The organism is Williamwhitmania taraxaci (assembly GCF_900096565.1).
Classification (GTDB): Bacteria; Bacteroidota; Bacteroidia; order Bacteroidales; family Williamwhitmaniaceae; genus Williamwhitmania; species Williamwhitmania taraxaci.
Window position 1 is genome coordinate 1 of the sequence record NZ_FMYP01000062.1, and the last position, 24,360, is coordinate 24,360.

The 24,360-nt window shown below is 44.2% G+C and carries 16 protein-coding genes; 5 read left to right on the forward strand and 11 right to left on the reverse strand.

The genetic code is table 11. The features are described 5' to 3' along the window. Positions 1–574 precede the first annotated feature (574 nt). The 4 genes from BLS65_RS13850 to BLS65_RS13865 all read right to left on the reverse strand — a co-directional run bounded on the left by BLS65_RS13850 (position 575) and on the right by BLS65_RS13865 (position 6,230). Positions 575–1,036: a hypothetical protein gene (locus BLS65_RS13850; RefSeq protein WP_092440014.1), complete on the reverse strand. Its 462-nt coding sequence runs from the start codon at positions 1,034–1,036 to the stop codon at positions 575–577. A 90-nt stretch (positions 1,037–1,126) separates the two neighbouring features. Next, complete coding sequence (locus tag BLS65_RS13855; protein ID WP_092440016.1) at positions 1,127–2,059, reverse strand: hypothetical protein; 933 nt, start codon at positions 2,057–2,059, stop codon at positions 1,127–1,129. A 71-nt stretch (positions 2,060–2,130) separates the two neighbouring features. Next, complete coding sequence (locus BLS65_RS13860) at positions 2,131–5,178, reverse strand: ATP-binding cassette domain-containing protein (RefSeq protein ID WP_092440018.1); 3,048 nt, start codon at positions 5,176–5,178, stop codon at positions 2,131–2,133. Continuing rightward, the gene (locus BLS65_RS13865; RefSeq protein WP_092440020.1) at positions 5,175–6,230 is read right to left on the reverse strand and encodes a sensor histidine kinase; all 1,056 of its coding nucleotides are present in this window, start codon (positions 6,228–6,230) and stop codon (positions 5,175–5,177) included. Before BLS65_RS13865 ends, BLS65_RS13860 begins: the two co-directional genes overlap by 4 nt. 292 nt (positions 6,231–6,522) lie before the next feature. Between BLS65_RS13865 and BLS65_RS13870 the strand changes: the two genes are divergently transcribed. After that, on the forward strand, positions 6,523–8,766 hold the full coding sequence (locus tag BLS65_RS13870; RefSeq protein ID WP_170830132.1) for a PD40 domain-containing protein: 2,244 nt from the start codon (positions 6,523–6,525) through the stop codon (positions 8,764–8,766). Positions 8,767–8,913: 147 nt separating this feature from the next. On the opposite strand, the gene BLS65_RS13875 is transcribed toward BLS65_RS13870, so the two are convergent. From BLS65_RS13875 to BLS65_RS13885, 3 genes are all read right to left on the reverse strand, one after another. Then, positions 8,914–10,020 (reverse strand): TlpA disulfide reductase family protein, encoded by a 1,107-nt coding sequence (locus tag BLS65_RS13875; protein ID WP_092440024.1) that lies wholly within the window; start codon positions 10,018–10,020, stop codon positions 8,914–8,916. A 35-nt stretch (positions 10,021–10,055) separates the two neighbouring features. Continuing rightward, positions 10,056–11,153: a methylmalonyl Co-A mutase-associated GTPase MeaB gene (gene meaB, locus BLS65_RS13880; RefSeq protein WP_244500701.1), complete on the reverse strand. Its 1,098-nt coding sequence runs from the start codon at positions 11,151–11,153 to the stop codon at positions 10,056–10,058. 136 nt (positions 11,154–11,289) lie between these two features. Beyond that, complete coding sequence (locus tag BLS65_RS13885; RefSeq protein WP_092440029.1) at positions 11,290–12,393, reverse strand: DUF1573 domain-containing protein; 1,104 nt, start codon at positions 12,391–12,393, stop codon at positions 11,290–11,292. Positions 12,394–12,790: 397 nt separating this feature from the next. Here BLS65_RS13885 and BLS65_RS13890 point away from each other — a divergent pair, with 397 nt between their 5' ends. From BLS65_RS13890 to BLS65_RS13900, 3 genes are all read left to right on the forward strand, one after another. Then, a complete protein-coding gene (locus BLS65_RS13890; RefSeq protein WP_170830133.1) occupies positions 12,791–15,979 on the forward strand; it encodes a TolB-like translocation protein in 3,189 nt (1,062 codons plus the stop codon). A gap of 130 nt (positions 15,980–16,109) precedes the next feature. Continuing rightward, complete coding sequence (locus BLS65_RS13895) at positions 16,110–17,282, forward strand: M20 metallopeptidase family protein (protein ID WP_092440033.1); 1,173 nt, start codon at positions 16,110–16,112, stop codon at positions 17,280–17,282. A gap of 148 nt (positions 17,283–17,430) precedes the next feature. Then, on the forward strand, positions 17,431–17,598 hold the full coding sequence (locus BLS65_RS13900) for a DUF362 domain-containing protein (RefSeq protein ID WP_092440035.1): 168 nt from the start codon (positions 17,431–17,433) through the stop codon (positions 17,596–17,598). Between the two features lie 178 nt (positions 17,599–17,776). Here BLS65_RS13900 and BLS65_RS13905 read toward each other — a convergent pair whose 3' ends face one another. Both BLS65_RS13905 and dinB read right to left on the reverse strand, forming a co-directional pair. Then, the gene (locus tag BLS65_RS13905; protein WP_092440037.1) at positions 17,777–20,719 is read right to left on the reverse strand and encodes a DNA polymerase III subunit alpha; all 2,943 of its coding nucleotides are present in this window, start codon (positions 20,717–20,719) and stop codon (positions 17,777–17,779) included. Positions 20,720–20,725: 6 nt separating this feature from the next. Beyond that, positions 20,726–21,901, reverse strand: a complete 1,176-nt coding sequence (dinB, locus tag BLS65_RS13910; protein ID WP_092440039.1) for a DNA polymerase IV — start codon at positions 21,899–21,901, stop codon at positions 20,726–20,728. Between the two features lie 811 nt (positions 21,902–22,712). Here dinB and BLS65_RS13915 point away from each other — a divergent pair. Next, a complete protein-coding gene (locus BLS65_RS13915) occupies positions 22,713–23,483 on the forward strand; it encodes an XRE family transcriptional regulator (RefSeq protein WP_212590562.1) in 771 nt (256 codons plus the stop codon). A 33-nt stretch (positions 23,484–23,516) separates the two neighbouring features. On the opposite strand, the gene BLS65_RS13920 is transcribed toward BLS65_RS13915, so the two are convergent. After that, positions 23,517–23,831: a type II toxin-antitoxin system RelE/ParE family toxin gene (locus BLS65_RS13920; protein WP_092440043.1), complete on the reverse strand. Its 315-nt coding sequence runs from the start codon at positions 23,829–23,831 to the stop codon at positions 23,517–23,519. Continuing rightward, a complete protein-coding gene (locus BLS65_RS13925; RefSeq protein ID WP_092440045.1) occupies positions 23,825–24,076 on the reverse strand; it encodes a hypothetical protein in 252 nt (83 codons plus the stop codon). The genes BLS65_RS13920 and BLS65_RS13925 overlap by 7 nt, the downstream gene beginning before the upstream one ends. Positions 24,077–24,360 lie beyond the last annotated feature (284 nt).

Below are 24,360 nucleotides of genomic sequence, written 5' to 3' on the forward strand. Positions count from 1 at the left end.
TCTATCTTCTTTGCGGCCATATCCCTGATTTAAGTTTCAGCGATAAGATAGAAATCATTCCTTTCAATGGCTCAATGGCGCAATTTGCGTCGAAACGGGTGGCGCAACTTCGACCGAAACAATAGCCTAAATGCACCTAAAAAAGTGGCACAACTTCGACCGAAACGCCTGGCACAACTTGAACCGAAATGGGTGGCACAACTTCGACCGTTTTATCTAGTTTTCACCTAAGTAGGTGAAAATATTTTAATCGGGAAAGCCTTGTGATGATTATTATTACAGGGGTTCCCGATTATTTTATGCTTTTATGTTGCGGATATAAGGTACTCTCAACTTTTGATGCCGATTAGCGAAAGTTACAATAAAAGAGACGATAAATCAAGTCATTGTTTCATCGGAATGAAAATATTGCTAGAGTCGATAATGTTAACCAAAAGCAGGGTGTTTTTCCAAATAGGTAAGCGGAATCATTGAAAGGAGATGATGGTTCATTTAATTTGGGTTTCAGATTGATGCGTAAAAAAGCCGGAGCAATATGCTCCGGCTTAAACCAACTGTATGCATTAATAAAGTATTAGAATCCGATTTTTGGCATTTTGTTCCATTGAATTAGGATGCCAAGACAGGAGGTTGCTTCGCGGATGCTCTCAAAGTTTTTATTCTTTGTAGTTAGCGTAACTTCAATAAGTATCTGTCTCGTTTTCTCTACTGTAAAGCCAACAGATTCAATGTATTTGTCTGTTTCGTTATCGTAAGTAACCTCTTTTGTTGCCATATCGATAAGTCGGATATGTATGGGTTCAAATCCATTCTCGGCGCAGAAGGAGATACGGTATTCCTTGTTGCCAAAAAGAACCACTTGACAGCGATAGGTAGAATCGGCCATGAGCAGCGCATTTTGCGACTGACCATAAATCTTATAATCTTCGCCGGCATAGCGTGTACACCGTTTTGTTTTATTAAAGCCATTACACCCTTGTGCAAAGGTAATGCTACTTATTGTTAACAGGAATCCTAGTATTATCAGTTTTTTCATAGCTGTGCCAATATTATGTTTTACTAGTTATGGTATGCGTCTACTTGTTTTGATACAGAGTTGAAAAGTAGTGTTTTTGCCGCATAATGCTTAGTATTTTTGTTCGAAAATCAAGGTTCTCACGTGTTCAATCTGGCGTTTAAGGCCAACAAATTTTTCATTGTTAAGCTTTGTCTTCTGGCTTTCGCTCTTGCTAAAGGTAAGGAGGGCTACGCTATCTTTAATCGTTTTTTTCTCAACAACTAGTTCTTTTGTATCTTCATTCAGGGCGTAAAAACCATCTTTGATTGCGTTTAAATCGGTGAGAAGCTGATTGGCAGCGTCATCTTTTGGTTTGTACTGTGCATAGTTCTCCATATAGTTGTCGAAGAATAGGCCCATTTCAACCACTCGAGCCACCAGTTCCTCATTGCCATCAACCGTTTCGATGGATTGGGTGGCTAGATACAGCGCTTCAATAATTGTTCCAATGCCAATTTGGGCATATAGTTCTTTACCACCTAACGTTTCAATATTTTTGAAAACCTCGATGGAGAGTTCGATGGAGATGATTTTCAGGGAATCGACATTGGTGAGGTTCTTTTCCATGCGATTTAAATACTCTTCATTCAGGTTGTTGGTAATGCCCAAGTCGGTTGATAATTTTTTTAGGGCATTTAAGTAATCGAGGGCTTTATACCCTTTGTTGAAGTAGCTGAGGTATAAAAAATCGCTATAGGTTATACCGAAGTAGAGGGCTCTGTAGCGAGTTAAGGTAATCTTGTCGATACTTTTGATATCGAGCAAGTTTTTGTCGTTAAAGGTAAAGTTGTTGTCGGCTAAGTTGGAGATAAGCTCCTCTGGAGTGGGAAGTAAATAATCCATTCCAGCAGTAATTGAATCGTTGGCCATGTCGTCAGCACTGTTCTTGTTTGCGCTAGGACCTCCGCAACTATATGTTACTACCAACATTGAAAGTGCCAAAACGCGGACAATGTTCTTTCTGAATTCATTAATACTGAAGAAGCTGTTAATAGGAATCATAGTAGTTGGTGTAAGGGTGAAATTCGATTTATTAACCGATTAAATATACAAAAATATTTTTACTGATGCTGCTACTCTTTTCTCCATTTAAATTGTGCGTATTTGTGGATATGTTTTACAATAAAGGTTAGAGAAGAGTAGTAGATAAGACTTAGGTAACCAATTAAAAACATTATCCATATTATAGCCGTGTTAAACCCAAAAGTGCTTATGGTTGTTGAACCAATACGTTTATATGGTGCATAGAGTTGCGCTCGTCCACTTGTGCTTGGCGGATTTCTGAATATTGGGTCGGCAGTAACGGTAACCGTTTCACCTGCTACCCGAACTCCTTCGGATGTACCTCTATTTCTCACTAAATCGACAATTGCAGTGTTTTGGTATCTGTTTCTGAAGGTAATATACCCATCTGCTCCGCCAAATGTTTTCATCTGGAGTTCCATAATCCTTTCCTTTCCGGCAATGCATCGGTTGTATTGACGGGATAGCGCACCATTATACTTATCAACCTCTCGAGCGAGGGCCTCTAGTGTTGCGTTGTCTGTATTGTTTGGAGGCAGAATCGGGATATATATTTCGGCGGTATTCGCATTTAACTCCTCCATTGCGTTTAGGAGCACTTTGTAGTTGTGGTTTGTTGCTCTCTCCGACGGAACTACTAATTTCAGCTGTTCCGTGGACTGGTTAATGAGCGGAATAAGGTAAAGCAATCCGTTTCGGAGGCGGCTCTCTTCCATTTCTGATGCCAAAAGTGGGGCTTCATATGGATTCTTGGTGAATTGGGTTACCACAATTGCTTCGTATGCCCATCGGGAAGCCATTATATCGCCAATCACCGGGACAACTTTTTGGGAAGTTAATCGGTAGTATAGTTGGTCGAAATTTACCACAACGCCGCTGAGCAATATCTGCGGTAGGAAAAGGAAGGGGATAGCGAGGTATATGCCAGCAATGGATTTGAAGTTAGCCGAAATAAGCAGGCCTGCAATATTTCCAAAGCTGGCAATGGAGAATAGCACTGCCCAAAGTATGAAAAACAGGTGATGTATTTGCAATACCCAAACGCCTACTATCGTAAATATTAAAGTTTGGATTGCGCTCAGAAGCAAAAAGAAGACAACTTTTGAACGGAGGTAACTTCGTGGGCTCAACTTTACATAAGTCTCCCTCGTTTGTGTTTTTTTGTTCCGAAAAATCGCATCAGCACTTATTATCATTCCGATGAACATACACGCAATAACCGCCATAAAGAAAAATGGTGGTATGTTCTGGTTGTGGTAGAAACTATACGAGGGCTCTCCGTTGCTTAAAAATATGAACTTTTTTGAGACGGTTGCGATGATGATGCTTAACAGTAGTGGTACCGAAAGTGAAAAGAGTAGGAATTCCCGGCTTTTGGTGCGGGCCAATATTTCTCTAGAAAAGAAAAGCTTAAACTGTGAAAAATGGGAGGTGGAGGTGAACTTTGCATCCGGGATTATTGTGGTATCCTGAATAACTTGTTGTTCTTGGTTTTCTTTAAGATGGAGTTCGTGAAACAGTTTTGGTGCTATTTTACGGGAATCGAGTGGCTCTCCGAACTCGTTAACCTTTTTTTCCGCAATGATGTCGAAGATAATTTCAGGCTTCACGTTACCGCAGCTTTCGCAAACGCTCTCTTTTTTATCTACCCAGTTGCCTGCATTTTTAAAGTGGAGGATTCCTGCCAATGGGTTTCCATAAAAAATGGGAAGGCCTCCTTGGTCGAGTACCAGTAGTTTATCGAAAAGTTTAAAAATCTCGGATGATGGTTGATGAATGTTTACAAATATGAGAATACCCTGTAGTGTTAATGTTTTCAGAATATTCATTACCTTTTCCGAATCGGCGGATGATAGCCCTGATGTAGGTTCGTCCACAAAGAGCACCTTGGGCTCTCGCATCAGTTCAATGGCAATGGATAATCGCTTGCGCTGCCCTCCACTGATTATCTTGTTTGTTGGAGATCCTACAGTGAGGTGCTTGATATCGAAAAGCCCCATTTCAACCAGCTTCATTTCCACCAATTGCTGTAGCTCTTTTTCGGGAATGTTGCCCAGAGAAAGGCGACTGCTGAAGTAAATGTTTTCGTAAACTGAAAGATCTTCAATTAAGGAGTCTTCTTGTGTAATAAATCCCATCAAGTCGCGCAATCGGCTATTTTCAGTTTTGTAGTCGTAGCCGTTCCATTGTATGGTGCCTTGATATTTTTTATTGAGTCCTGCTAAGATGTTTAGTAGTGTTGATTTTCCAACCCCACTATCGCCCATGATGGCAACCATTTCCCCTGTATGGCATGTAAAGGATAGGTTATGTATACCTTGGGTGCTGTTAATAAACGTGAATTCGAGATTTTTTACGATAAGGGTTATGGCTGAGTCTTCATTCTGTTCCAAAACCAGGGCCAATAGCTCACCATAGTATATCGGTTTTAACCCAGGGGCAGCAATGTAAGTTCCTGGAGTAATGGTGTAAAGTTGGTTTGGAAAAACAATTTTTCGGTTTATCTCGAGCATTGCTCTTCCCTTGTATTGCAGAAGCATTAGGCTACCATTGGCAACGTAGAGAATGGTAATTAAGCCTTTCAATCCTTCCTTTCGATGGAACTTAATTCCTTCAATGGTTGGCGCTTTTTCCCCAATCAAAAGTAGGTTGCTCTTCGCTTCTATCCGATAGAGTTCGTTAAATACGAATTGTTTGATGCTTAATCGGTCTGATTCGCTTATCCGCAGCCCTGCACCAATGGCATCAATATCTTTGGTATATCTTTTTCCCTCAATAAAGAAACCACTTTTAAAATTCCATGTGTAGCGAATAAAGTTAAGTAGGGTGATGTAAATACGAAGGCGATCCTTTAGCAAATATTGTTCGTTTATTAGATCAAGGAGCTTGTTTATGCTTTGTTGTCTATTGGTTAGTTCAGCATACTGGGCTAGATATTGAATGAAATCAATATGTTTCTCTTTTCCGATACTTTTCCCATAGGAGGAAACGAGATAATTCTCCACATATTTCTTCGTAAGTAGAGCATCTTCTCCTTTGTTGGAAGAGGATAGGAGGGCCAATAGCCGTAGTACAGAGCTAACAATTAACTCATTCATGAGCAGCCCTTCTTAAAGCGTATCGCTATTTTTACTTCGTCATTAGCGAGTAGTTCGTGGGTAAGCAATGCCTCATGAAGGTCAAGGATGTGCCGTGCAAGAACCAACCCAAGGTCTACTTTAAAATCGTAATCAAGCTGACTTTCGATTGTCTGCAGTTCGTCTAGGATGCCTTCAAAAGGAAACATAAAGAGGCAGACTACTTCACCTGAATCATCAGTTTGAAGCGAAATGTTTAGTTCGGTGTTGTTTCCATAATTTAGAACAATACGCTCGATAATAGCTTCAAAACATTGGATTATAAGATCCGTATCGCCCTCCACTATAATGCTGTCGCTATTTTTGTTGATGGACGCTTTTATGGTGTCGGAAAATTTCAGGTCGTTTAGTTCCAGTAGTGCATGCTGTATAAGGGAGGAGAGTTCCACCTCCTCATATTTCATGGTGTATTTATGTTCCTCTATTATACTGGCGAGTGAGGTTTTTAATGTAAATCGTAACAGGCGGGAGATTGAACGATCAATCATAGTGTAGAGGTCAAATTGATCCTTGGCTTCTATTTTGTCCTTTAGCAGCTGCATTGGACCTGAAATTCCATTTAGGAATGACCGAACTTCGTGGCTTACCCCTTTTAAAAAATCCAGAGAATGGCTCCCTAGTCCCTTCGTCAATTCTGGTGTGATATTATTGACTACTGGTTTGTTTGCAAAGTAGGTAAATAGATAAAGGAGAACATCGGCGAAGTTGGAATGCGTGGAGGTAATCTTATTGGCAATGGAGGCAAATCCTCTGGGCTCAATAAATATAGAAGGAAAAGGTTGAGGTTGTTTAACCAGTTCATGGTTAAAGCTTTTTACCGAACTATTTAGGCTTCCTCCTATTACCAATACTCCGTTGTCTTTATTGTTTTTAATTTCACGGATTGCGCCCTCAATTGATTTTGTTGTAATTGAAGAAAATCCAATGGTCTCAATTACAGACAATAAAGAGGGGGGCATGGTGTTTTGTCCTTCGACAAAGAAGAATACTATTGGAGCTTTCTCTGATGCCATTTTGCGAAATTAAGTGTTAATGCTTTTATGCGATCAGTTAATATTCGGACAAACTCATGATCCTATCCATGCACAAGGTAGTTAAAATTGCAATTGGTACATTACTTCTCAGTCGAAAACTTAGTATGGATGACTATGTCGACTTGTCTAACACATGAACTTTTGAATCTCCTTCCTGTTTGACGTTATTAGTCGCAGAAATCAAACACTTGGTCACTATGTACATCTATTCTTGACTTATATTTCATATCTTTACAATAACAAACATGGTTTTGCCTAATAAATGGTTGAGATGATGAGGTTTTATCGAATAGCCTTAATAATTGCATACTTAATACTATCCCTTTATGTCCACGGACAGAATTGGAATAAGATTGCGATGTCGGAACAGGATGCAATGTTTCTACTTTCGCAGCGTAAGTATGATAAAGCTGCAGATCTCTATTTGAAAATATTGAAGGAAGCACCACAAAGCGGGAATCTAAAATCCAAAGTAGGTTATTGTCTGCTCCACACTGACAGTCGCCAGTTGGAGTCGATACCTTACCTCGAAAGTGCGGCTGAATTGGTTTCAACTAAGTATAGCGAAACTTCTATTAAGGAGACTAATGCACCACCTGAGACCTATTTTTTATTAGGAGAGGCCTACCGTGTGAGCAATAAGCTGAAGGAAGCCATTGCTGCATACGAAAAATATAAGTCGATTCTTAAGCCCTCCGATGAGTTGGTTAAGTTGATTGATAATCGAATTGCAGGTTGCAATTCTGCTCTAAAACGCTACAAAGAACCAACAGCTCTTGTTCGGTATAGCGGAATTGGCTCAAAGGTGAATAACGATTTCTCCAATATTAATCCTGTTTTCTCGGGTGATGGAAAAACGTTTGCCTATACCACTCAAACTCGAACTGGATTTGATGTTTATGTTGTGCCTGTTATTAACGATACTCTTGGAGTGCCTATAAAAATAACGAAGCAGTTGGGTAGCGATTTTTTAAAGACTTCCAGCCTTTCCTATGATGGCAAAGAGTTGTTTTTGATTAGCATGGAGTCGGAGAGTGCCGATATCTATTATAGCGAGATGAAAGGTGTCAAGTGGATGTCTGCAAAGGAGATGCCTTCGCCTATTAATGGCAAGTCCAATGAAACACATGCTTTTTTATCGAAAAACGGATTGACGCTCTATTTTACAAGTGACCGTAAGGGTGGTTCTGGGGGTCTCGATATTTACAAATCATCGATGGAAGAAAAAGGTAAATGGGGCAAGCCCGTTAACTTAGGCTCTACAATTAATACAGAGTTTAATGAAGATGCACCGTTTTTATCGCCTGATGAGAGTTACCTTTTCTTTAGTTCCGAAGGACATAATGGAATGGGGGGATACGATATCTATCGCACCTCTCTATCGGGTGGGCAAGCTCCGGTGAACTTGGGCTTCCCCGTTAACGATGCTGGGGACAATCGTTTCTTCTACCCTTATAATAATGGAACTGTTGCATATATGTCTCAGTTTAGGCCAGAAGGTTTGGGTCAAAATGATATTTTCCGCTTACAGATTAGTAACCTGATTACCTTAAATGGTTTGATTGTTCCCGACAAGGTTAATAGTTCTCTTTATTCGGTTGCAATTGTGGATCAGTCTACTGGTGATACCATTGCTCACCCTATCGCTGATATCGCTTCTGGAAAGTTTGAATACAAGGTGGGCGAGGGAAACTTTACTGTATTTGTAAGGGGGGCGGATTATTTACCAGGGAAGGAGATGATTTCCGTACCAGAAAATTACGATGGTAGTAGTATGTCGGTTGAGGTAAAGCTTGCTTCTAAACCTGAACCAAAAATAATTGAGGAGGTAAAGCCTCAGCCTGAAGTGTTGATTGTTGAGGCAGCAGTGGTTACTCCACCTGCGGCCGTAGTTGAAGCACCCATCGTTGTCGTGCCCGAAGCTAACGTGGCGGAGGTAAAGAAGGAGATCGTTAAGGTGGTGAAACCGGAAAAGAAAAGAATTACAAAGCCAAAACCAGAGCCAAAACCCATTGTAGTAAAAGAAGAAAAACCAGTTACCAAGTTCGTTGCCCAGTCGGATAGTAATGCTTCTGGTATGATATCAATCTACTCGGTTCAAATCATGGCTTTGAAAACGGCGGCACCAGCAGGAACTTTTAACAACGTTGAAGGAATTGAAGTTACCGTCTCACCCGATGGTTACTATCGCTATAGCGTTGGAAATACAACGGAGGTTAATCTTGCCAATGTTTTGCTCGATAAAATGCACTCCATAGGATATGCCGATGCATTTATACGAAAGAGTCAGATTACTAGTAAGTATACGATCCAATTAATGGCCATTAAGAAGATGATTGACCTGTCCTACTTTAACAATCTAAGCGATGTGGCTGTGGTTAAGGGCGCTGATGGGTATTTTCGATATACTTTGGGATCCTATAGTTCCTCAGCAGCAGCAGCAGGAGAGGTGAAGCGGTTGGCCCAGCTGGGATATAAACAAGCGTTTGTAAGGCTGGTTCCACAGGGCGAATAATGCGGCTTTGTGATATTCCTATCGTGATTATTCTATTAGAATCATCGAGGTTTATAGGTTCATTTCTATTCATTTGAGCAATATAAGAAACGAAAATAGCCATCCCACAGGGATGGCTATTTTACATTTCTCAATTCGCGTTAAGTCCTATTTAAGCAACTCTAAAACCTTTGCTTTTAACTCATCGCCGCGAAGGTTCTTGGCTGCAATTTTTCCGTCTTTACCAATAAGAACAGTGTGAGGGATACCGCTTACGGCGTAAAGTTTAGCAGCTGCCGATTGCCAGTATAAAAGATCGGATACTTGAGGGTAAGTAATACCATCTTCTTTTATTCCCTTAATCCAAGCTTCCTTTGTCTTGTCGAGAGAAACTCCCATAATCTGGAATCCTTTTCCTTTAAGTTCAGCATACATAGCCACAACGCTTGGGTTCTCGCCACGGCAAGGACCACACCAAGATGCCCAGAAGTCAATCATCACAACAGTTTTTCCGTCAACTAATGATGAAAGGGAAATTTGCGTTCCGGAAGTATCTGCTAGTGAAAAATCAACATAAGGTTGACCAACTGCCGTTTTTCGCATGGTTTCAACTTTTTCTGTAAGTTTAACCACGTATTGCGATTTGGCAATACTCGCATCGAAAAGAAGGACTAGTTTCTCCAATTCGGGGAATTCCAGCCTATTGGCTAAAAATCTGTAAGCTATAAATGCAGACGCAACGCTCTTTGGATTGTCTTGAATGAACTTGTTAGTATATGCAGATTGCTCGCTGGAAATAGCATCATATTCTATTTCCAACTGTTTGTCAGCGGAAGGAGTTAGGGCGTTAACCATCTTAAGTGAATCGGCTTTAGCATACAGGTTATCCATCTTGGCCTGTATCGGTAGCAAACCGGTATTGTAACTCTTGTATAGGTCTTGGGTTGCCGATCCTTTAATCACAGCCTTATCTATGCTATCGAGGTTGGCTTTAACTTCAATGGAGGAATTCTCGAGGAATAGCATTATTGGTTCACTTTGGCCGATACGGATAAAGTAAAGGTCTGGTTGTTCAAGTTGTCCGGTAAAAGTGAATGCATTATCTTTAATTTCCGTGCTGTCAACGTTGATAAATTCACGTTCATTAAGTGTTTGCAGGTAAACCATATTGCCAGTAGGTTGTCCGGTAACGGTCACGTTTAGGTCAAATTTATTGCCCTGAGAGCAAGATGCCAGTGCCAAGATAGGGATTAGTCCCAGTAATAATCTTTTCATTTGATTTAGGATTTTAGGTGATGTTTATATCTAGTTTACTCTTTTAGGTTGTCAAAGTATTTGTCGAGAAGCATTTGGGCGGCGGCAAATGAGGTCAATTTGTTGGAAAGAACGTCTTCTTCCAGTTTTGTGAGCAAATTTTGAATGGCGACATTGTCATAAAAACTTTCTCTCAACGATTCGTTTATGGTCTCGAACATCCAGTATTTGGATTGATGCTGGCGTTTGTTTTGAAAGAATTCATTCTCTTTTGTTGTTGCAATATAGTCAGAAATAGTATTCCATACATCTGCAATGCCATCCTTTTCTAGAGAGCTGCAGGTGAGAACTCTTGGATCCCACCCCGATTCTGCTGGTGGATAAAGGTGTAGAGCGCTGGTGTATTCGGCTTTGGCCATCATAGCTTTTTGCAAGTTTGCACCATCGGCTTTCGTAATGGCTAGCAGATCGGCCATCTCCATAATTCCCCTTTTTATTCCTTGAAGTTCGTCACCAGCTCCGGCCAGCATGAGTAGCAAGAAACAATCAACCATCGAATGCACGGCAGTTTCCGATTGTCCTACTCCAACTGTTTCGATAAATACCACATCAAAACCTGCAGCTTCGCACAAAACAATTGATTCGCGTGTTTTTCGAGCAACACCTCCAAGCGATCCGGCTGAAGGTGAGGGACGAATGTAGGCATTTGGATCAACTGAAAGAACTTCCATTCGTGTCTTATCACCAAGGATACTTCCCTTGGAGCGTTCGCTGGATGGATCGATCGCCAAAACGGCCAACTTCTTCCCTTGAGAGGTAATTTGAACACCCAACGCTTCGATAAACGTGCTTTTACCAACGCCTGGCACACCTGTTATTCCAACGCGAACGCTTTTTCCTGCATGAGGTAAGCATTGCTCTATAACCTGTTGTGCAATAATGTGGTGTTTTGGTAGCGAACTTTCTATTAAGGTTATTCCCTGACTGAGGATAGATATATTTCCGGAGAGTATTCCCTCTACATAATCCGACACCGAAAGTTTATCCTTTTTATTTTTGCGAATATGCGTTAGTGCATTGGGATTAACCTGAGGTGGTTGAGGTATTCCGCTATTTACCGTTAAGGCGCTTTTGCTCTTGTTTCGTTCTTCCACGATCTTTTAAATAATGGTTACAACAAAATTAGTCTTTTTTTTATAGTGCATCTCTCATTTCGAAATGCTTTCGTTTTTGTTTGGGTATGGGCAAAAAAAAAGCGCCAATAGTGGCGCTTTATAAGAGTTATAACCTTTATTGCTTTTGCTTTGGTGTTATCGATCCAGTTAAGCGTAACGATACATTCGCATTTTTCGGATCGTTGGAGATCACCGTAATTGTTTTAGTTTGCCTCCCACTGTAATTATCGGTGCGGAAACTCGCCTTTATGCTGCTCGATTGTCCTGGTTTTACAATCTTGATATCGGGATTAACGGTAGTGCAACCGCATGATGCTTTTACTTTTCGGATAATCAAATCGGTTTTGCCTTTATTGGTAAAAACAAACTCATGTTCTACTGGAGTTCCTTCAGTTATACTCCCAAATTCAAAGGTGGATTCATTGAAGGAAATAACAGGTGCGTTTGCCATCTCTTGAGGGGTCGATTTCGAAAAATCCTCGGTGATGTTCGCACTCACGGTAAGTAGATTGTTGGGCAACTTTTCTCCGTTAACTAAGACCTCGAAATTATCGGTAATAAAACCCCAGTCGTTTTTCTTCGGTGCATCGTAGGTGATAACAAATTTTCCGCGTTGGTTAGGTTTTAAGGTTTCGGGCACGGATTGTATCTTGATGTGCGCAGGAACTGAACCAAAGGATATTGCAATAGATTTACTTCCGGCGTTGATAATGGGAAGGCTATCGGTAGCAACCTGGTTGCTGGTAATTGCAATAAATGCTTTGTAAGACGATTGAAGGCGTAGGTCTCCAATTGCTCTTGGATAGAGATCTTCTACTCTCTTTTCTTTTTCTTCCACAAATCCCTTGATCCGTAGAACAGCAACTTTGGAGTCGAGATTATAGTTGATGGTTATAGTTTTGTCGAAAGGTCCTGGTCTATTTTTAGGATCGAAGGTTACTTTTATGGTTCCTTGCTTGCCCGGAGCAATTGGTGCCTTGGTCCATTCCGGTGTTGTGCAACCGCACGAAGCGCTTACGTTACCGATGATAATAGGCGATGAGGCTTTGTTTACAAACACAAAGGTGTAAATGGCTGCTCCTGCGTCTTCCTTTATTTTTCCGAAATCATGCTCGGTGCTTTGAAAGTTCATTGACGGGGTTTGAATCTGGGAGAAACCCGCTGTAGCAAAAAGTATTAGTCCGGCTAAGGATAGTTGCTTTACAATTGTCTTCATCATAGCTGTCGTAGATTTATCTTTCCAAAGGTATGATTTTTTGAATTTTTCAGGATTTGTTTTGCAGTTTTATTGGAGAATTAAGATTTTTTAACTTCAGGATGTGCTGAATTCGTCCTCTGAAGGTGGGTTCGTCGAATTATATCCACTCTTCTGAGTTGGATGGCGCTACAATTAAAAACTCTTTCTACCTTTACGGCTGGTGTGTATTCTTGATTTGGAACGGCCAATAATGGGCATGGAGTCATTACAAAAAACGATTTATACGTCTATATACAGGAGGAGTGTTTTGCTGTTTCGCGGTTTTCCGGGAAGGCAGTTCTTAACGTTTACTCTTATTGGGCTATTTTATTTTCTGTCGACTATTGAGGCGAAAGGCCAGTTTTACAACGGAATTCAGATGACTTTCGGTAAAAACCGGGTCCAGTACAACCAGTTTCGTTGGAGTTACTTTCGTTACGAGCGATTCGACGTTTACTTCTACCAAGAGGGTCGGGATGTGGCGCAATACGTTGCAAAGATTGCCGAAAGTAAGCTCTCAGAGGCTGAGGATTTATTCTACAATCCAGTCGATCAACGTCTAATTTTTGTGGTCTATAGCCGGCTTACCGACTTTCGGCAAAGCAATATTGGTCTTGTTGGTGCTTCCGACGAGTATAATATTGGAGGCACAACGGTTATTATTGACAATAAAATCTCCATTTATAACGAGGGCGATTTAAACAAACTTGAGAATCAGGTGGCTGGAGCTGTGGCCCAAGTGGTGATTCGAAACTTGTTGTCGGGTACATCTCTTAGCGATAAGTTAACTGGGGATACCGGAGTAGAACTTCCGGAGTGGTTTCAAACGGGACTGGAGCGTTATACCGCCAAGGATTGGTCGTTACAAGCTGATGCCGATTTTAAAAGTGGTTTTATTGTGGGACGTTACCGTAAGCTAATCACCCTTCGCAACGAGGATGCTGCAATTGCCGGACATGCTTTCTGGTCATTTATTGCTAAAACATATGGAAAGGGAACCATTTCCGATATACTCTACCTTACTCGGGTAAACCGAGATTATAACGCCTCTATTTATCAGGTTTTGGGCATTTCTGTAAAGAAGTTGATGAAGGAGTGGGAGGCATTTTACTGCAACCGATACCAAGACGACAGCAGTAGAGTTGCCCCCGAAGGCACGCTTGTGGTAAAGAAACCGCGTGTGGGGGTTGTTGTTTCTCAAGTAAAGATTAGCCCCAACGGAAAACAACTGTCGTATGTGACTAACGAAATGAGTAAGCAAACTATTTGGCTCTACTCTCTCGACAGAAAGAAGCGTAAAAAAGTAATTTCCTTTGGACATAAGTTGGAGCAGATCCCCGATTTATCGACACCAGTAATGGCTTGGCATCCTAATTCGGAGCTGCTCACGTTTATTGTGGAGGAAAAGGGTTGGATGTATCTTTACTACTTCAATGTAGCTACCCGGGAAATGTCCAAGCGGATGCTTCCTGAATTCAGGAAGGTGCTTAGCTACTCATTCTCACCCGATGCCAAGCGTTTAGTGCTTTCAGCCGTAAGGGATGGGAAAAACGACCTCTTCCTGTTTTCAATGGCCAGTGGAAACGTTGAACGGATAACCAACGATCCATACTCGGATATTGACCCACGGTTCGTGAAGAAGGGAACCGCCATCATGTTTTCATCCGACCGGTCTTCGGATACCTTGCTAGTAAAGGATATTGTTGATTTCGTCCCACGTAAGTCAAAAGATTTGTTTGTAGTAGATTATCCGTTGACCTCCAATCCACCTATTGCGCAGCGTCTTGACGATTACACTCCTTCATTAAAGCGTGGAGCTGTCGAATTATTGGGTGATAGAACGGTTTTCTTAAGCGATCAGAATGGAATTGCCAATAGATATGTGGCACGATCCGATAGCGCCATTAACTTTATTGATACGTCTATTCACTACCGTCACTTTTTGTTCTCAAAACCTCAGACAAACTATAAAGGGTGGATAACTACTGCCGATTATAATCCCACCGCATCAATGTTTGCTGAGGTAGTGCAGGCAGATGGGCGCAGTAGAACCTATTTTGGAAAATCCGACTTTGCGGGTGAGATCAATGGCACGTCGAAACTAAAGCCAACCGTATATGCGGCAGAGCTGCAGCGACGCGATTATCTTGCCGATAGCATTGCTGCGGTTACACCTAAAACTGTCATTATTTCTGCAGTGTTTGCCGACAGTGTGAAGCGTGCAAATACCCTAACGGACTCATCCTTCGTCGATGTGAATGGGTATGTGTTTGAGGAGGAGAAACTCAATGCTTATTTCGCTAAGCAGTATGGCGATTATTTTTATATTCAGAAGGATGGAGACGAGGCAGTAGAACGAAAGAAGGCACGCGTTTATGAGACAAATTTCTATCCACACTACTTGGTGAATCAGATTGATTTCGGGTTTCTAAACTCTTCTTATCAGGCCTTTACCGGTGGTGCCGTATATTTTAATCCGGGCATGAATGTTCTTTTTAAGGTTGGTACGCGCGATTTGTTTGAGGATTATCGATTAGTAGGTGGTGTTAAGTTTTCCAGCGATTTTGCCAGTAATGAGTATCTCCTCAGCTTCGAAAACCTAAAGAAACGAGTCGATAAGCAAATTGTGTTTCACCGACAGGCATTTAAAAACGAAACGGGCGATTTCATTGAGAAGATTCATTCTCACGAGGTTTTGCTTTCGCTGAAATATCCCTTTACCCAAGTTTCGGCAATTAAAGGAACGTTTATTGTCCGTCACGACAGGCAGGTTATCCTGAGTACCGATATACAAACCCTTGGAGCAGTAAATTCCAATAAACTTTGGACTGGTGTTAAGTTTGAGTATATATTTGATAATACGATTCGTCGAGGTGTAAATATTTTCTATGGAACACGCTATAAGGCGTTTTCCGAATCATACCTACAGATTAATGGCAATACAGACGATTTGCACGTGTTGGGTTTCGATTTCCGTCACTATGCCAAGATCCATCGCGATCTGATATTTGCTACGCGGTTCGCAACCTCTACATCCTTTGGTAGTGCTCGTCTTGTTTACTATCTCGGAAGCGTGGATAACTGGATAAACCTCAATAGCACTGTTCCTACCTTCAATAGTAACATTCCCATAAAGCAACGGGCAAACTACGCCTTCCAGACATTGGCAACAAACATGCGCGGTTTCTCACAAAACATACGTAACGGAAATAGTTTTGCTGTTCTCAACAACGAGGTGCGTTGGCCATTTGTAAGATACTTTGCGAATCATTCCTTTAGTTCCGGATTTTGGGATAACCTCCAAGTTTGCCTTTTTGGCGATGTTGGAACTGCCTGGACTGGCCTTACTCCTTATTCGGGAGAGAATAGTTACGATAAGCGTATCTATTATAATGGTCCAATAACCGTAGAAGTCGAAACGAATATTGAGCCCATTGTCTACGGTTACGGTTTTGGGGTAAGAAGTAAAGTACTTGGATATTTCATGCGGTTTGATTGGGCTTGGGGTGTTGATTCTGGCGTTCGCCAGCCAAGGATTTTTTACTTTTCATTAAGTACCGATTTCTAACAAAAAAATTGTGCGTTTTAATTGCGTTGACTGTTTATATTCCCGAACTTGTGCTAAGTTAAAAGTATATGTTGAGCGGGGATGTAGATCGTGAATCGTTACGGTCTAATAACGAAAATATTACTTGGGCATGGTAGATGGAATGCAACTCCAAGAGGCTGGCAAACAGCTGCTTTCGGATTTAAAAACTTTGCGACGTAATTTGCACCAAAACCCTGAACTCTCGTTTCAGGAGATTAATACTTCTGCCATAATAAAAGAGCGCCTTACCCTGCTAGGTATCGAGAATCATCCGATTGTAGGAACTGGTGTTTACGGCCTTATTCGATGTGGCAAACCCAATGCCGACCTGATTGCTCTGCGTGCCGATATGGATGCCCTTCCCGTTACAGAGGCAACGGGGTTGCCCTTTGCCTCAAAACAGGCAGGTGTAATGCATGCTTGTGGTCACGACATGCATATGACGTGCCTGTTGGGTGCTGCGGAGTTACTTTTGAAGTTTCGTGCTCAATTATCCAACGATATTTTGCTCGTATTCCAACCGGCAGAGGAGGTTTTGCCCGGTGGAGCCATAAAAATTATAGAGGAGGGACTTTTCGATAGGTTCAAACCAAAAGCCTTTTTGGCACTGCATGTCGATCCTGATATTCCTACTGGTAAATTTGGCTTTCGACCGGGACGCTATATGGCATCTGGCGATGAGATCTATCTTCGGGTTCATGGAAAAGGTGGTCATGCCGCCATGCCACACCGATTAACTGATACAGTTTTGGCTGCTTCTGAAATTATTGTTTCGTTGCAGCAGATTGTCAGCCGCAAGGCCCCCGCAGGAATACCCACTGTCCTTTCTTTTGGGCGATTTATTGCCGATGGTGCCACCAACGTAATACCCGACGAGGTATTTCTCTCGGGGACTTTCCGAACCTTTGATGAACCGTGGCGCAATCAAGCCCATACTCTAATAAGGGAGGTCGCCAGTAATATAGCAAAGGCGCACGGAGCTGAGTGTAGCATTGAAATAAAGCCTGGCTATCCGTGCCTTTACAACGATCATGAACTTACAGACCTGTCGACCACTACTTTGGCTACACTTTTTGGACCGGAATCCATAGTTGCCCTCGATATTCGAATGACAACGGAGGATTTTGCTCATTACGCGCAGCTTTTCCCATCAGTATTTTTTAGGCTTGGGGTAGCTGGCGAGAAAGGCGCCGGACGACTCCATGCGGGCAACTTTCAACCCGACGAAGAGGCTATTTTTTATGGCTCTACTTCTATTGCCTGGTTGGCGATGGTGTGGTAGTTCTTGTATTGTCCAGAATGGCAGGTATATGCGTGTCGAATATTTTTCTTGTTTATAATGGTTCTTTTTTGTGTTTTCCTTTTTTTATTTTTCGAATTGAGCTTAAATTTGTAGCGTCAAATTGACGTATAACTAAAAAGTAATCAAAATGGCTTATAAGATTGGTGAAGATTGCACCGCTTGCGGTACATGTATCGACGAGTGTCCTGTAGAGGCTATCTCCTCAGGCGATATCTACAAAATTGATGCAGAAATCTGCACCGATTGCGGTTCTTGTGCTGATGTTTGCCCAGTAGAGGCTATCCACCCAGCATAAGTAATACCAAGGGTATTCAATTAGGCCTTCTCGATGTATCGGGAAGGCCTTGTTTTTTTAAAGATCAGCATATGCTTGATCTTTTTTTGTTGCTACGCATGATGCTGAAAAATTTAAAATGATGTGGCTGGTCATTTCAGGCAATTGATAGAGCGGACCCTGTTAATGCGACGCTGATTTATTTTCCCGCTCTTGGATCAGGCTGTATCTCCAATTTTGCCATTTTGCTTATGGTAATGCTAGGTTGGCTAAACTCCTCGGTAACCACTCCCTGTAGCAGGTAAACACCCGTTCCTTTAAAGGGCCAGTGCGAAAGGCTGTCGGGGAAGTGTAGCGTGTCGAAGAATTGCCCATCGAGGTCGAGGAAGGTGCCAAAGTGCATTAGCTGGCCGTGCTTGGTGCGCACGTATTTAATGTGAACCAGCAGCCCAAGCGTTTTTATGGTATGACCTACCAGCGCGGGGAGTTCTCGTGCTTTAGGTCCTCCCCGGAACTTGGTTTTCAGAAGGTCGAACCATGTAAGTGTTACCGGAAATCCCAGCAGCTCTATCTCATCGAAAATATCCTCAATAATGGTCTCTTCAAGGTGGGGCAGATGAAATTCTTTTTCGGGGATATGGAAAAGGCTTCCGCCCGGCTGCTCTGGCTTGCGCTTATCGAGCAGGGTGTGTGCTTCCCACAGCAGGGCTACCTTGGGCTTGCCGGTGAATCGGAAGGCGTTTATTCGGATAAGTATTATGAGTTGCTCAATGCCGATGCCAATGCGGCGGGTAAAGTCACCAAGGCTTTGGTAGAGGCCGTTTTTCTCTCGCTCGGTTACAATTCGATGGGCAAGGTCTGCCTCAAGGTTGGCAATGTGGATAAAGCCCACGTAGATATTGGTTCCGTATATGCAGGTGGTGTAGGTGCTTTGGTTTACACACGGTAGATTGATGGTGGCACCCCATCGGCGGGCCTCGTTAAAGTAAACCCATGTGCGGTAGAATCCTCCAAAGTTGTTGATCACCGCCACCATGAACTCCAGCGGGTAGTGCGCCTTGAGGTAGAGGCTTTGGAAGCTCTCCACGGCGTAGGAGGCGGAGTGCGCCTTGGAGAAGGAGTATCCGGCAAACGACTCCACCTGCCGCCACACATCCTGTGCCACCTCTTGCGGCCGTCCCAGCTCCTTTGCTCCATTGAAGAAGTTCTCCTCAATGCGCTTGAACTCGCCCTTTGAGCGAAACTTCCCGCTCATGGCTCGGCGCAGGATATCGGCATCGGCAAGGTCGAGGCCCGCAAAGTGGTGACACACCTTTAGCACATCCTCTTGGTAAACCATTACGCCATAGGTTTCGCCTAGCTGCTCCTCCATTACCGGATGGCTGTATTTGAATCCCGTTGGGTTGTGGAAACGTTGGATGTATTCGCGCATCATACCGCTCTTGGCCACCCCGGGGCGGATGATGGAGCTGGCTGCCACCAGCGTAAGGTAGTCGTTGCAGCGCAGCTTCTTCAGCAGTCCGCGCATAGCAGGACTTTCCACGTAGAAACAGCCTATTGTTTCGCCGTTTTGCAGCTGCTCCTTAACCTTTGGATCTTTCTTGAACTGCTGCACTCGATGGGCGTCGATATCGTCGCCCCTGTTTGCCCTAATAATATCCACCGCCTCCTTGATGTGCCCAATACCCCGCTGGCTGAGTATGTCCAACTTTTCGAATCCGATCTCCTCGGCCACATACATGTCCCACTCGGTGGTGGGGAAGCCCTTGGGTGGCATTTCCAGCGAGGTGTAGGTGGTAATGGGCTCTTCCGAAACAAGCACTCCTCCGGCGTGGATCGACCGTACGTGCGGAAAGTCCACCAGTTGGCTTCCGATAGAGAAGATTCGTTGCACAATGTGGTCGCGCTCCTTTTCGCCCACCTCGCCATCGGCAATTTTGTCGATCTCCTCTTTGGGCAGGCCGTAAACCTTACCCAGCTCCCGCACAATGGAGCTGCCCTGAAAGGTAACGGTTGCGCCAAGCAGGGCCGTGTGCCGTTTTCCGTAGCGCTTAAAGATGTAGTCTTGCACCTGATCGCGATCTTTCCAGCTGTAGTCGATGTCGAAATCGGGCGGGGAGGTGCGCTTGGGGTTCAGAAACCGTTCAAAGTAGAGGTTTAGCTCAATGGGATCCACGTCGGTAATGCGCAGGCAGTAGGCCACCACGCTGTTGGCACCGCTGCCCCGGCCCACGTGGTAAAAGCCTCGGCTCATGGAGTAGCGAATAATATCCCACGTAATGAGGAAGTAGGCCGAAAAGTTTAGGTCGTTGATTATTTTCAACTCCTTCTGCACGCGACCTACTGCAACCTTATCGTGGCGGCCGTAGCGATATTCCAATCCATCGAAAGCAAGTTTTTCCAGCAGCAGCTGGTCGTCGTAGCGACTACCGGTGAAGGTCTGCTTGTTCTTGCTTCCCTTGAGGTCGATGGTGAGCGAGCAGCAGTCGGCCAGCAGTTCGGCGTTTTCGATCAGTAGCGGTAGCGAGGCAAACCGATGGCGCAGGTCGTCGGGGCTAACCGGAACTTCGTCGGCAGCGGCAAGCATCTCCGGGGTTAATTTGCTCAGCAGCGTGTTGGCCTCCATGGCGCGGAGGTGGCGGTGCAGCTCGTAGCCCATGGCATCGGCAAAGGCTACCGGAGCCAGCGCCACCATTTTGCACTGATCGATGGCGGAGACATTTATCCTCACGCGGTTTACGTCCGATGGGCGAACGGTTATTAGCTCGCCATCGCGCAGCTTGGCCACGGGGCGTGAGCCGTAGGGGTAGAGCGTAAAGGCATTTTGAAACTTGTAATCTTTAGCAGCCTCCATACTTTTTACCTCCTTGCACTGCGAGAGTATCTCATTTATCTCCCTAAAGCCATCCAGATTCTTGGCAATGGCGGTGTATAGCAGGTGGTTTCCATCGCGAAACTCTACGCCGGCAAGGGGTTTTATTCCGTTTTGGGTGCAGTGCTTGTAAAAGTCCATTACGCCCTGCGAGGTGTTGATGTCGGTGAGGGCAAGGCTTTGCAACCCTTGTGTTTTGGCCATCGCCACCAGCTGCTCTACTGGCAGCGTTCCGTAGAGCAAAGAGTTATACGATTTGGTGATCCACATGGCTGGCTATATTAATGGGTATGGTTTTTCTGGCTTTTTGATTCCGCTGGCTAGCTGTATAGATTTAACGCTAAAGCGGTGGCGGACGTAGTCGAGCGATTGGTAGAGGCGCACCATTTCGCTGGTATCCTCAAAGAGGTCGAGCTGCTGCGTTCCCTGGATAAGCCCGCTCACCTTAACCCCAATAAGCCGCACCAGTAATCGGCGCTGGTATAGTTTCTCGAAGAGCGCCTCTATCACGGGCCTCACCTTGTGGTCGAGGGAGGTGTAGGGTATCTGTTTCTGCATGGTATAGGTATTGAAGTCGGAGTAGCGCAGCTTTACGGTGATTACGGATGCCAACCGCTCATCGCGGCGTAGCTCATAGCAGAGCTTCTCGGTCATATGCACCAGCGTGGAGCGGAGCATCTCCATATCGGTGGTGTCCTGCTCGAAGGTGGTTTCGGAGCTGATGCTCTTGGCCTCGGAGTAGGGTTCCACCGGGTTGTTGTCGATACCGTTGGCCTTACGCCATATCACAATGCCGCTCTTGCCCAGCACGCGCTCCATCATGTCGGGCGGGATGTTGCTCAGCGTGTCGATGGTCACCACGCCCATGGAGCGCAGCAGCCGGAAGGTTTTGTCGCCCACGCCTGGGATGCGCGCAATGGAGAGCGGGGCAAGGAAGGGTTTTACCAGCGAGAAGGGAACCTCCTTTTCGCCGTTGGGTTTGGCCTCGCCGGTGGCAATTTTGGCAACGGTTTTGTTTACCGATAGGCCGAAGGAGATGGGGAGTCCTGTCTCCTTGATGATGCGCTGCCGCAGCTCGTGCATCCACTGGTTACATCCAAAGAAGCGATCCATTCCGGTGATGTCGAGGTAGTGTTCGTCGATGGATGCTTTTTCAATCACGGGAGCCTCCTCTGTAATGATGTCGGTAACCATGCGCGAGAAGTAGCTGTAGCGGTCCATGTCGCCGCGAATGACCACCGCTTCGGGGCATAGGCGTAGCGCCATTTTCATGGGCATGGCCGAGTGCACGCCAAATCGCCGCGACTCGTAGCTGCATGCCGCCACAACGCCTCTGTCCGAAAGGCTTCCCACAATTATGGGCTTGCCCACCAGATCGCTGCGCTCCAACCGCTCCACCGATACAAAGAAGGTGTCGAGATCCATGTGGGCTATGTGGCGATCGGTTTCCATGGTTTTTTGGTGTTTTTTTATTCCGAGGCCTTACGACCTCGGTTGTTATATGTCGCCCTTTCAGGGCTATTGATTTCATTTTCCCATTTTTATTCCGAGGCCTTACGACCTCGGTTATTATATGTCGCCCCTTTAGGGCTATTGATTTCATTTTCTCATTTTTATTCCGAGGCCTTACGACCTCGGCAATTATATGTCGCCCTTTCAGGGCTATTGATTTTATTGCCGAATCATCGAATTGTTATCTTCTGTGTTTTTCTGTGTTCTTCGTGCCTCCGTGTTAATCTGCGTAATCTATGGTTGTTTTTTTCGTTCAGGCGGCGTAAATGGTTCTATGCATCTTAAACCATTTGTCTGCGCCGCCAATAGCTTCGCCTTATCTACCGGGGGTTAAAACCCCCGGCTATTTATATTAAACCCCGCTGGGGTATTGTTTTCATTTTCTCATTTTTATTCCGAGGCCTTACGACCTCGGTTGTTATATGTCGCCCTTTCAGGGCTATTATTTCATTGATCCATTTTCTCCAATTCACTTAAGCCGTAGTATCAATTCTATTTGCAGAAGCCATCTTTTCACCTTTCACTTTTCACTTCTCACCTTTCTATATGTCGCCCCTTTAGGGCTATTATTTCATTGCCGAATCACCGAATTTGTAGCGTAATCTGTGGTTGTTTTTTTATTGCCAAATTATATCATCTTCAAATCATCAAATTGTTTTACCTTTGCTTAGAATATAATCATATATCAGATTACAATATAATCTAACCGAAAGCAGAAAGCAAGATGTTTTTTAGCAATAACTTAAAATTGTTGAGGAAACGGCGGGGGAAAACGCAGGAGGATTTGGCCACCATACTGGGGCTCAAGCGGCCTACGCTCAACAACTACGAGAACCGTGTATCGCAGCCCACCATTGATGTGCTCATCTCCTCCTCGAACTACTTCAACGTCTCCATCGACACGCTGGTGAAGGTGGATTTGGAGAAGTTGCCCGAGAGCCAGCTGCGGCAGCTAGAGCGTGGCTTCGACGTATATTTAAAGGGGAGCAACCTGCGGGTGCTTACGGCTACCGTGGGCAACGACAACGAGGAGAACATTGAACTGGTGCCCGAAAAGGCTAAAGCGGGCTACATGACCGGCTTTGCCGATCCGGAGTATATCAGCCAGCTGCCGGTGTTTCGGTTGCCGTTCCTGAGCAAGGCGAAGAAGTATCGCACCTTCCAAATTAGTGGTGACTCTATGCTGCCTGTGCCCGATGGTGCGTTTGTTACCGGGGAGTTTGTGCAGGATTGGACCACCATTCGCAGCGGGGAGGCCTTTCTGGTGCTTACGCTCAACGACGGTGTGGCCTTTAAGGTGGTGGAGAATCGCCTAGAGGAGAGCGGCACCTTTCGCCTTGTTTCGCTCAATACCCACTACCATCCCTACGAGGTGAACGCCGCCGATGTTAAGGAGATGTGGCGCTTTGTGAACTATATCAGTTCTGAGTTGCCCAGCGGCAAGGTGGAGCGCGAGGAGTTGCTACACGCCCTCGATATTTTACAGCGCGACATGGACTTTATTAAGGGAAAGATGGGGTAGCGCGACACTTTTTGTGATTCCGCGTGAGCGTTGCTATATCTCTTTCCTTTTGTCGGGATGGAGGCTGGTGTGGATTATGTTTAATATCCGAACCTCACCTTGCACAACGGTATAGATAATGTTATAATCCCACTGCGTTACCGAACGGTAATCTGTTGATTCGTTTTCGAGGTATCGTTCTTTTGAATATCCAGAGAAATCCGGTAACGCGGCACACTTTGCTAATATTCCCTGCTTAACATATTCTGCAGTTTCTTCGGAGACCTCCTTTTTTAGATATTCAATATGGCTGCGAAGGGATGCTCTTGCCAAGTTGGAGATAATCACCTTGGCCTTTTTGGCTACCACGTTTCAGCCTCGTTTGTCAACTCCTCCAGTGTAACGTATTCCCCGCGCTCTATTTGTGCTTCAGCCTCTTTTAAATCTGTAAGAAGTTTTGCTTTGCCGATAGGTTCGCCATTCATGCTAAATCCAACAGCCGACTCATTGCTTTCGACGGCAGCATACAACTTTTGGTAGATATCGTTGACAACACTTTCGTCAACGTTGTCCAAATGGCGGAGTATGTAGGCCCGCTTTTCTCTAGGTTTCATGGCCTTGTTATTTATGCAAATGTAACGTTTTGGGCTTGCATTTAGTTGCGATCCTTTTATTAATACTCTTGGCAGTGGTGTTTTCGCCTCAGGTAAGCTGATTATTGCAGCGTTATTAACGTGTTTTTCCAGCAATTTCTATTCTTGCTACCAGTTTGTATTAATGTAAGGTGACAATTGCTTAAGATTAGTCTACAGTCTTCAGTCTTCAGTCTTCAGTCTTCAGTCTTCAGTCTTCAGTCTTCAGTCTTCAGTCTTCAGTCTTCAGTCTTCAGTCTTCAGTC

Bases quoted from the DNA above. Each gene is read 5' to 3' on its own strand.
- BLS65_RS13875 (WP_092440024.1), bottom strand. From the start codon at position 10,020: ATGAAAAGATTATTACTGGGACTAATCCCTATCTTGGCACTGGCATCT.
- BLS65_RS13890 (WP_170830133.1), top strand. From the start codon at position 12,791: ATGACTTTCGGTAAAAACCGGGTCCAGTACAACCAGTTTCGTTGGAGT.
- BLS65_RS13850 (WP_092440014.1), bottom strand. From the start codon at position 1,036: ATGAAAAAACTGATAATACTAGGATTCCTGTTAACAATAAGTAGCATT.
- BLS65_RS13905 (WP_092440037.1), bottom strand. From the start codon at position 20,719: ATGTGGATCACCAAATCGTATAACTCTTTGCTCTACGGAACGCTGCCA.
- BLS65_RS13885 (WP_092440029.1), bottom strand. From the start codon at position 12,393: ATGATGAAGACAATTGTAAAGCAACTATCCTTAGCCGGACTAATACTT.
- BLS65_RS13860 (WP_092440018.1), bottom strand. From the start codon at position 5,178: ATGAATGAGTTAATTGTTAGCTCTGTACTACGGCTATTGGCCCTCCTA.
- BLS65_RS13865 (WP_092440020.1), bottom strand. From the start codon at position 6,230: ATGGCATCAGAGAAAGCTCCAATAGTATTCTTCTTTGTCGAAGGACAA.
- dinB (WP_092440039.1), bottom strand. From the start codon at position 21,901: ATGGAAACCGATCGCCACATAGCCCACATGGATCTCGACACCTTCTTT.
- BLS65_RS13855 (WP_092440016.1), bottom strand. From the start codon at position 2,059: ATGATTCCTATTAACAGCTTCTTCAGTATTAATGAATTCAGAAAGAAC.
- BLS65_RS13895 (WP_092440033.1), top strand. From the start codon at position 16,110: ATGGTAGATGGAATGCAACTCCAAGAGGCTGGCAAACAGCTGCTTTCG.
- BLS65_RS13900 (WP_092440035.1), top strand. From the start codon at position 17,431: ATGGCTTATAAGATTGGTGAAGATTGCACCGCTTGCGGTACATGTATC.
- BLS65_RS13870 (WP_170830132.1), top strand. From the start codon at position 6,523: ATGATGAGGTTTTATCGAATAGCCTTAATAATTGCATACTTAATACTA.
- BLS65_RS13925 (WP_092440045.1), bottom strand. From the start codon at position 24,076: ATGAAACCTAGAGAAAAGCGGGCCTACATACTCCGCCATTTGGACAAC.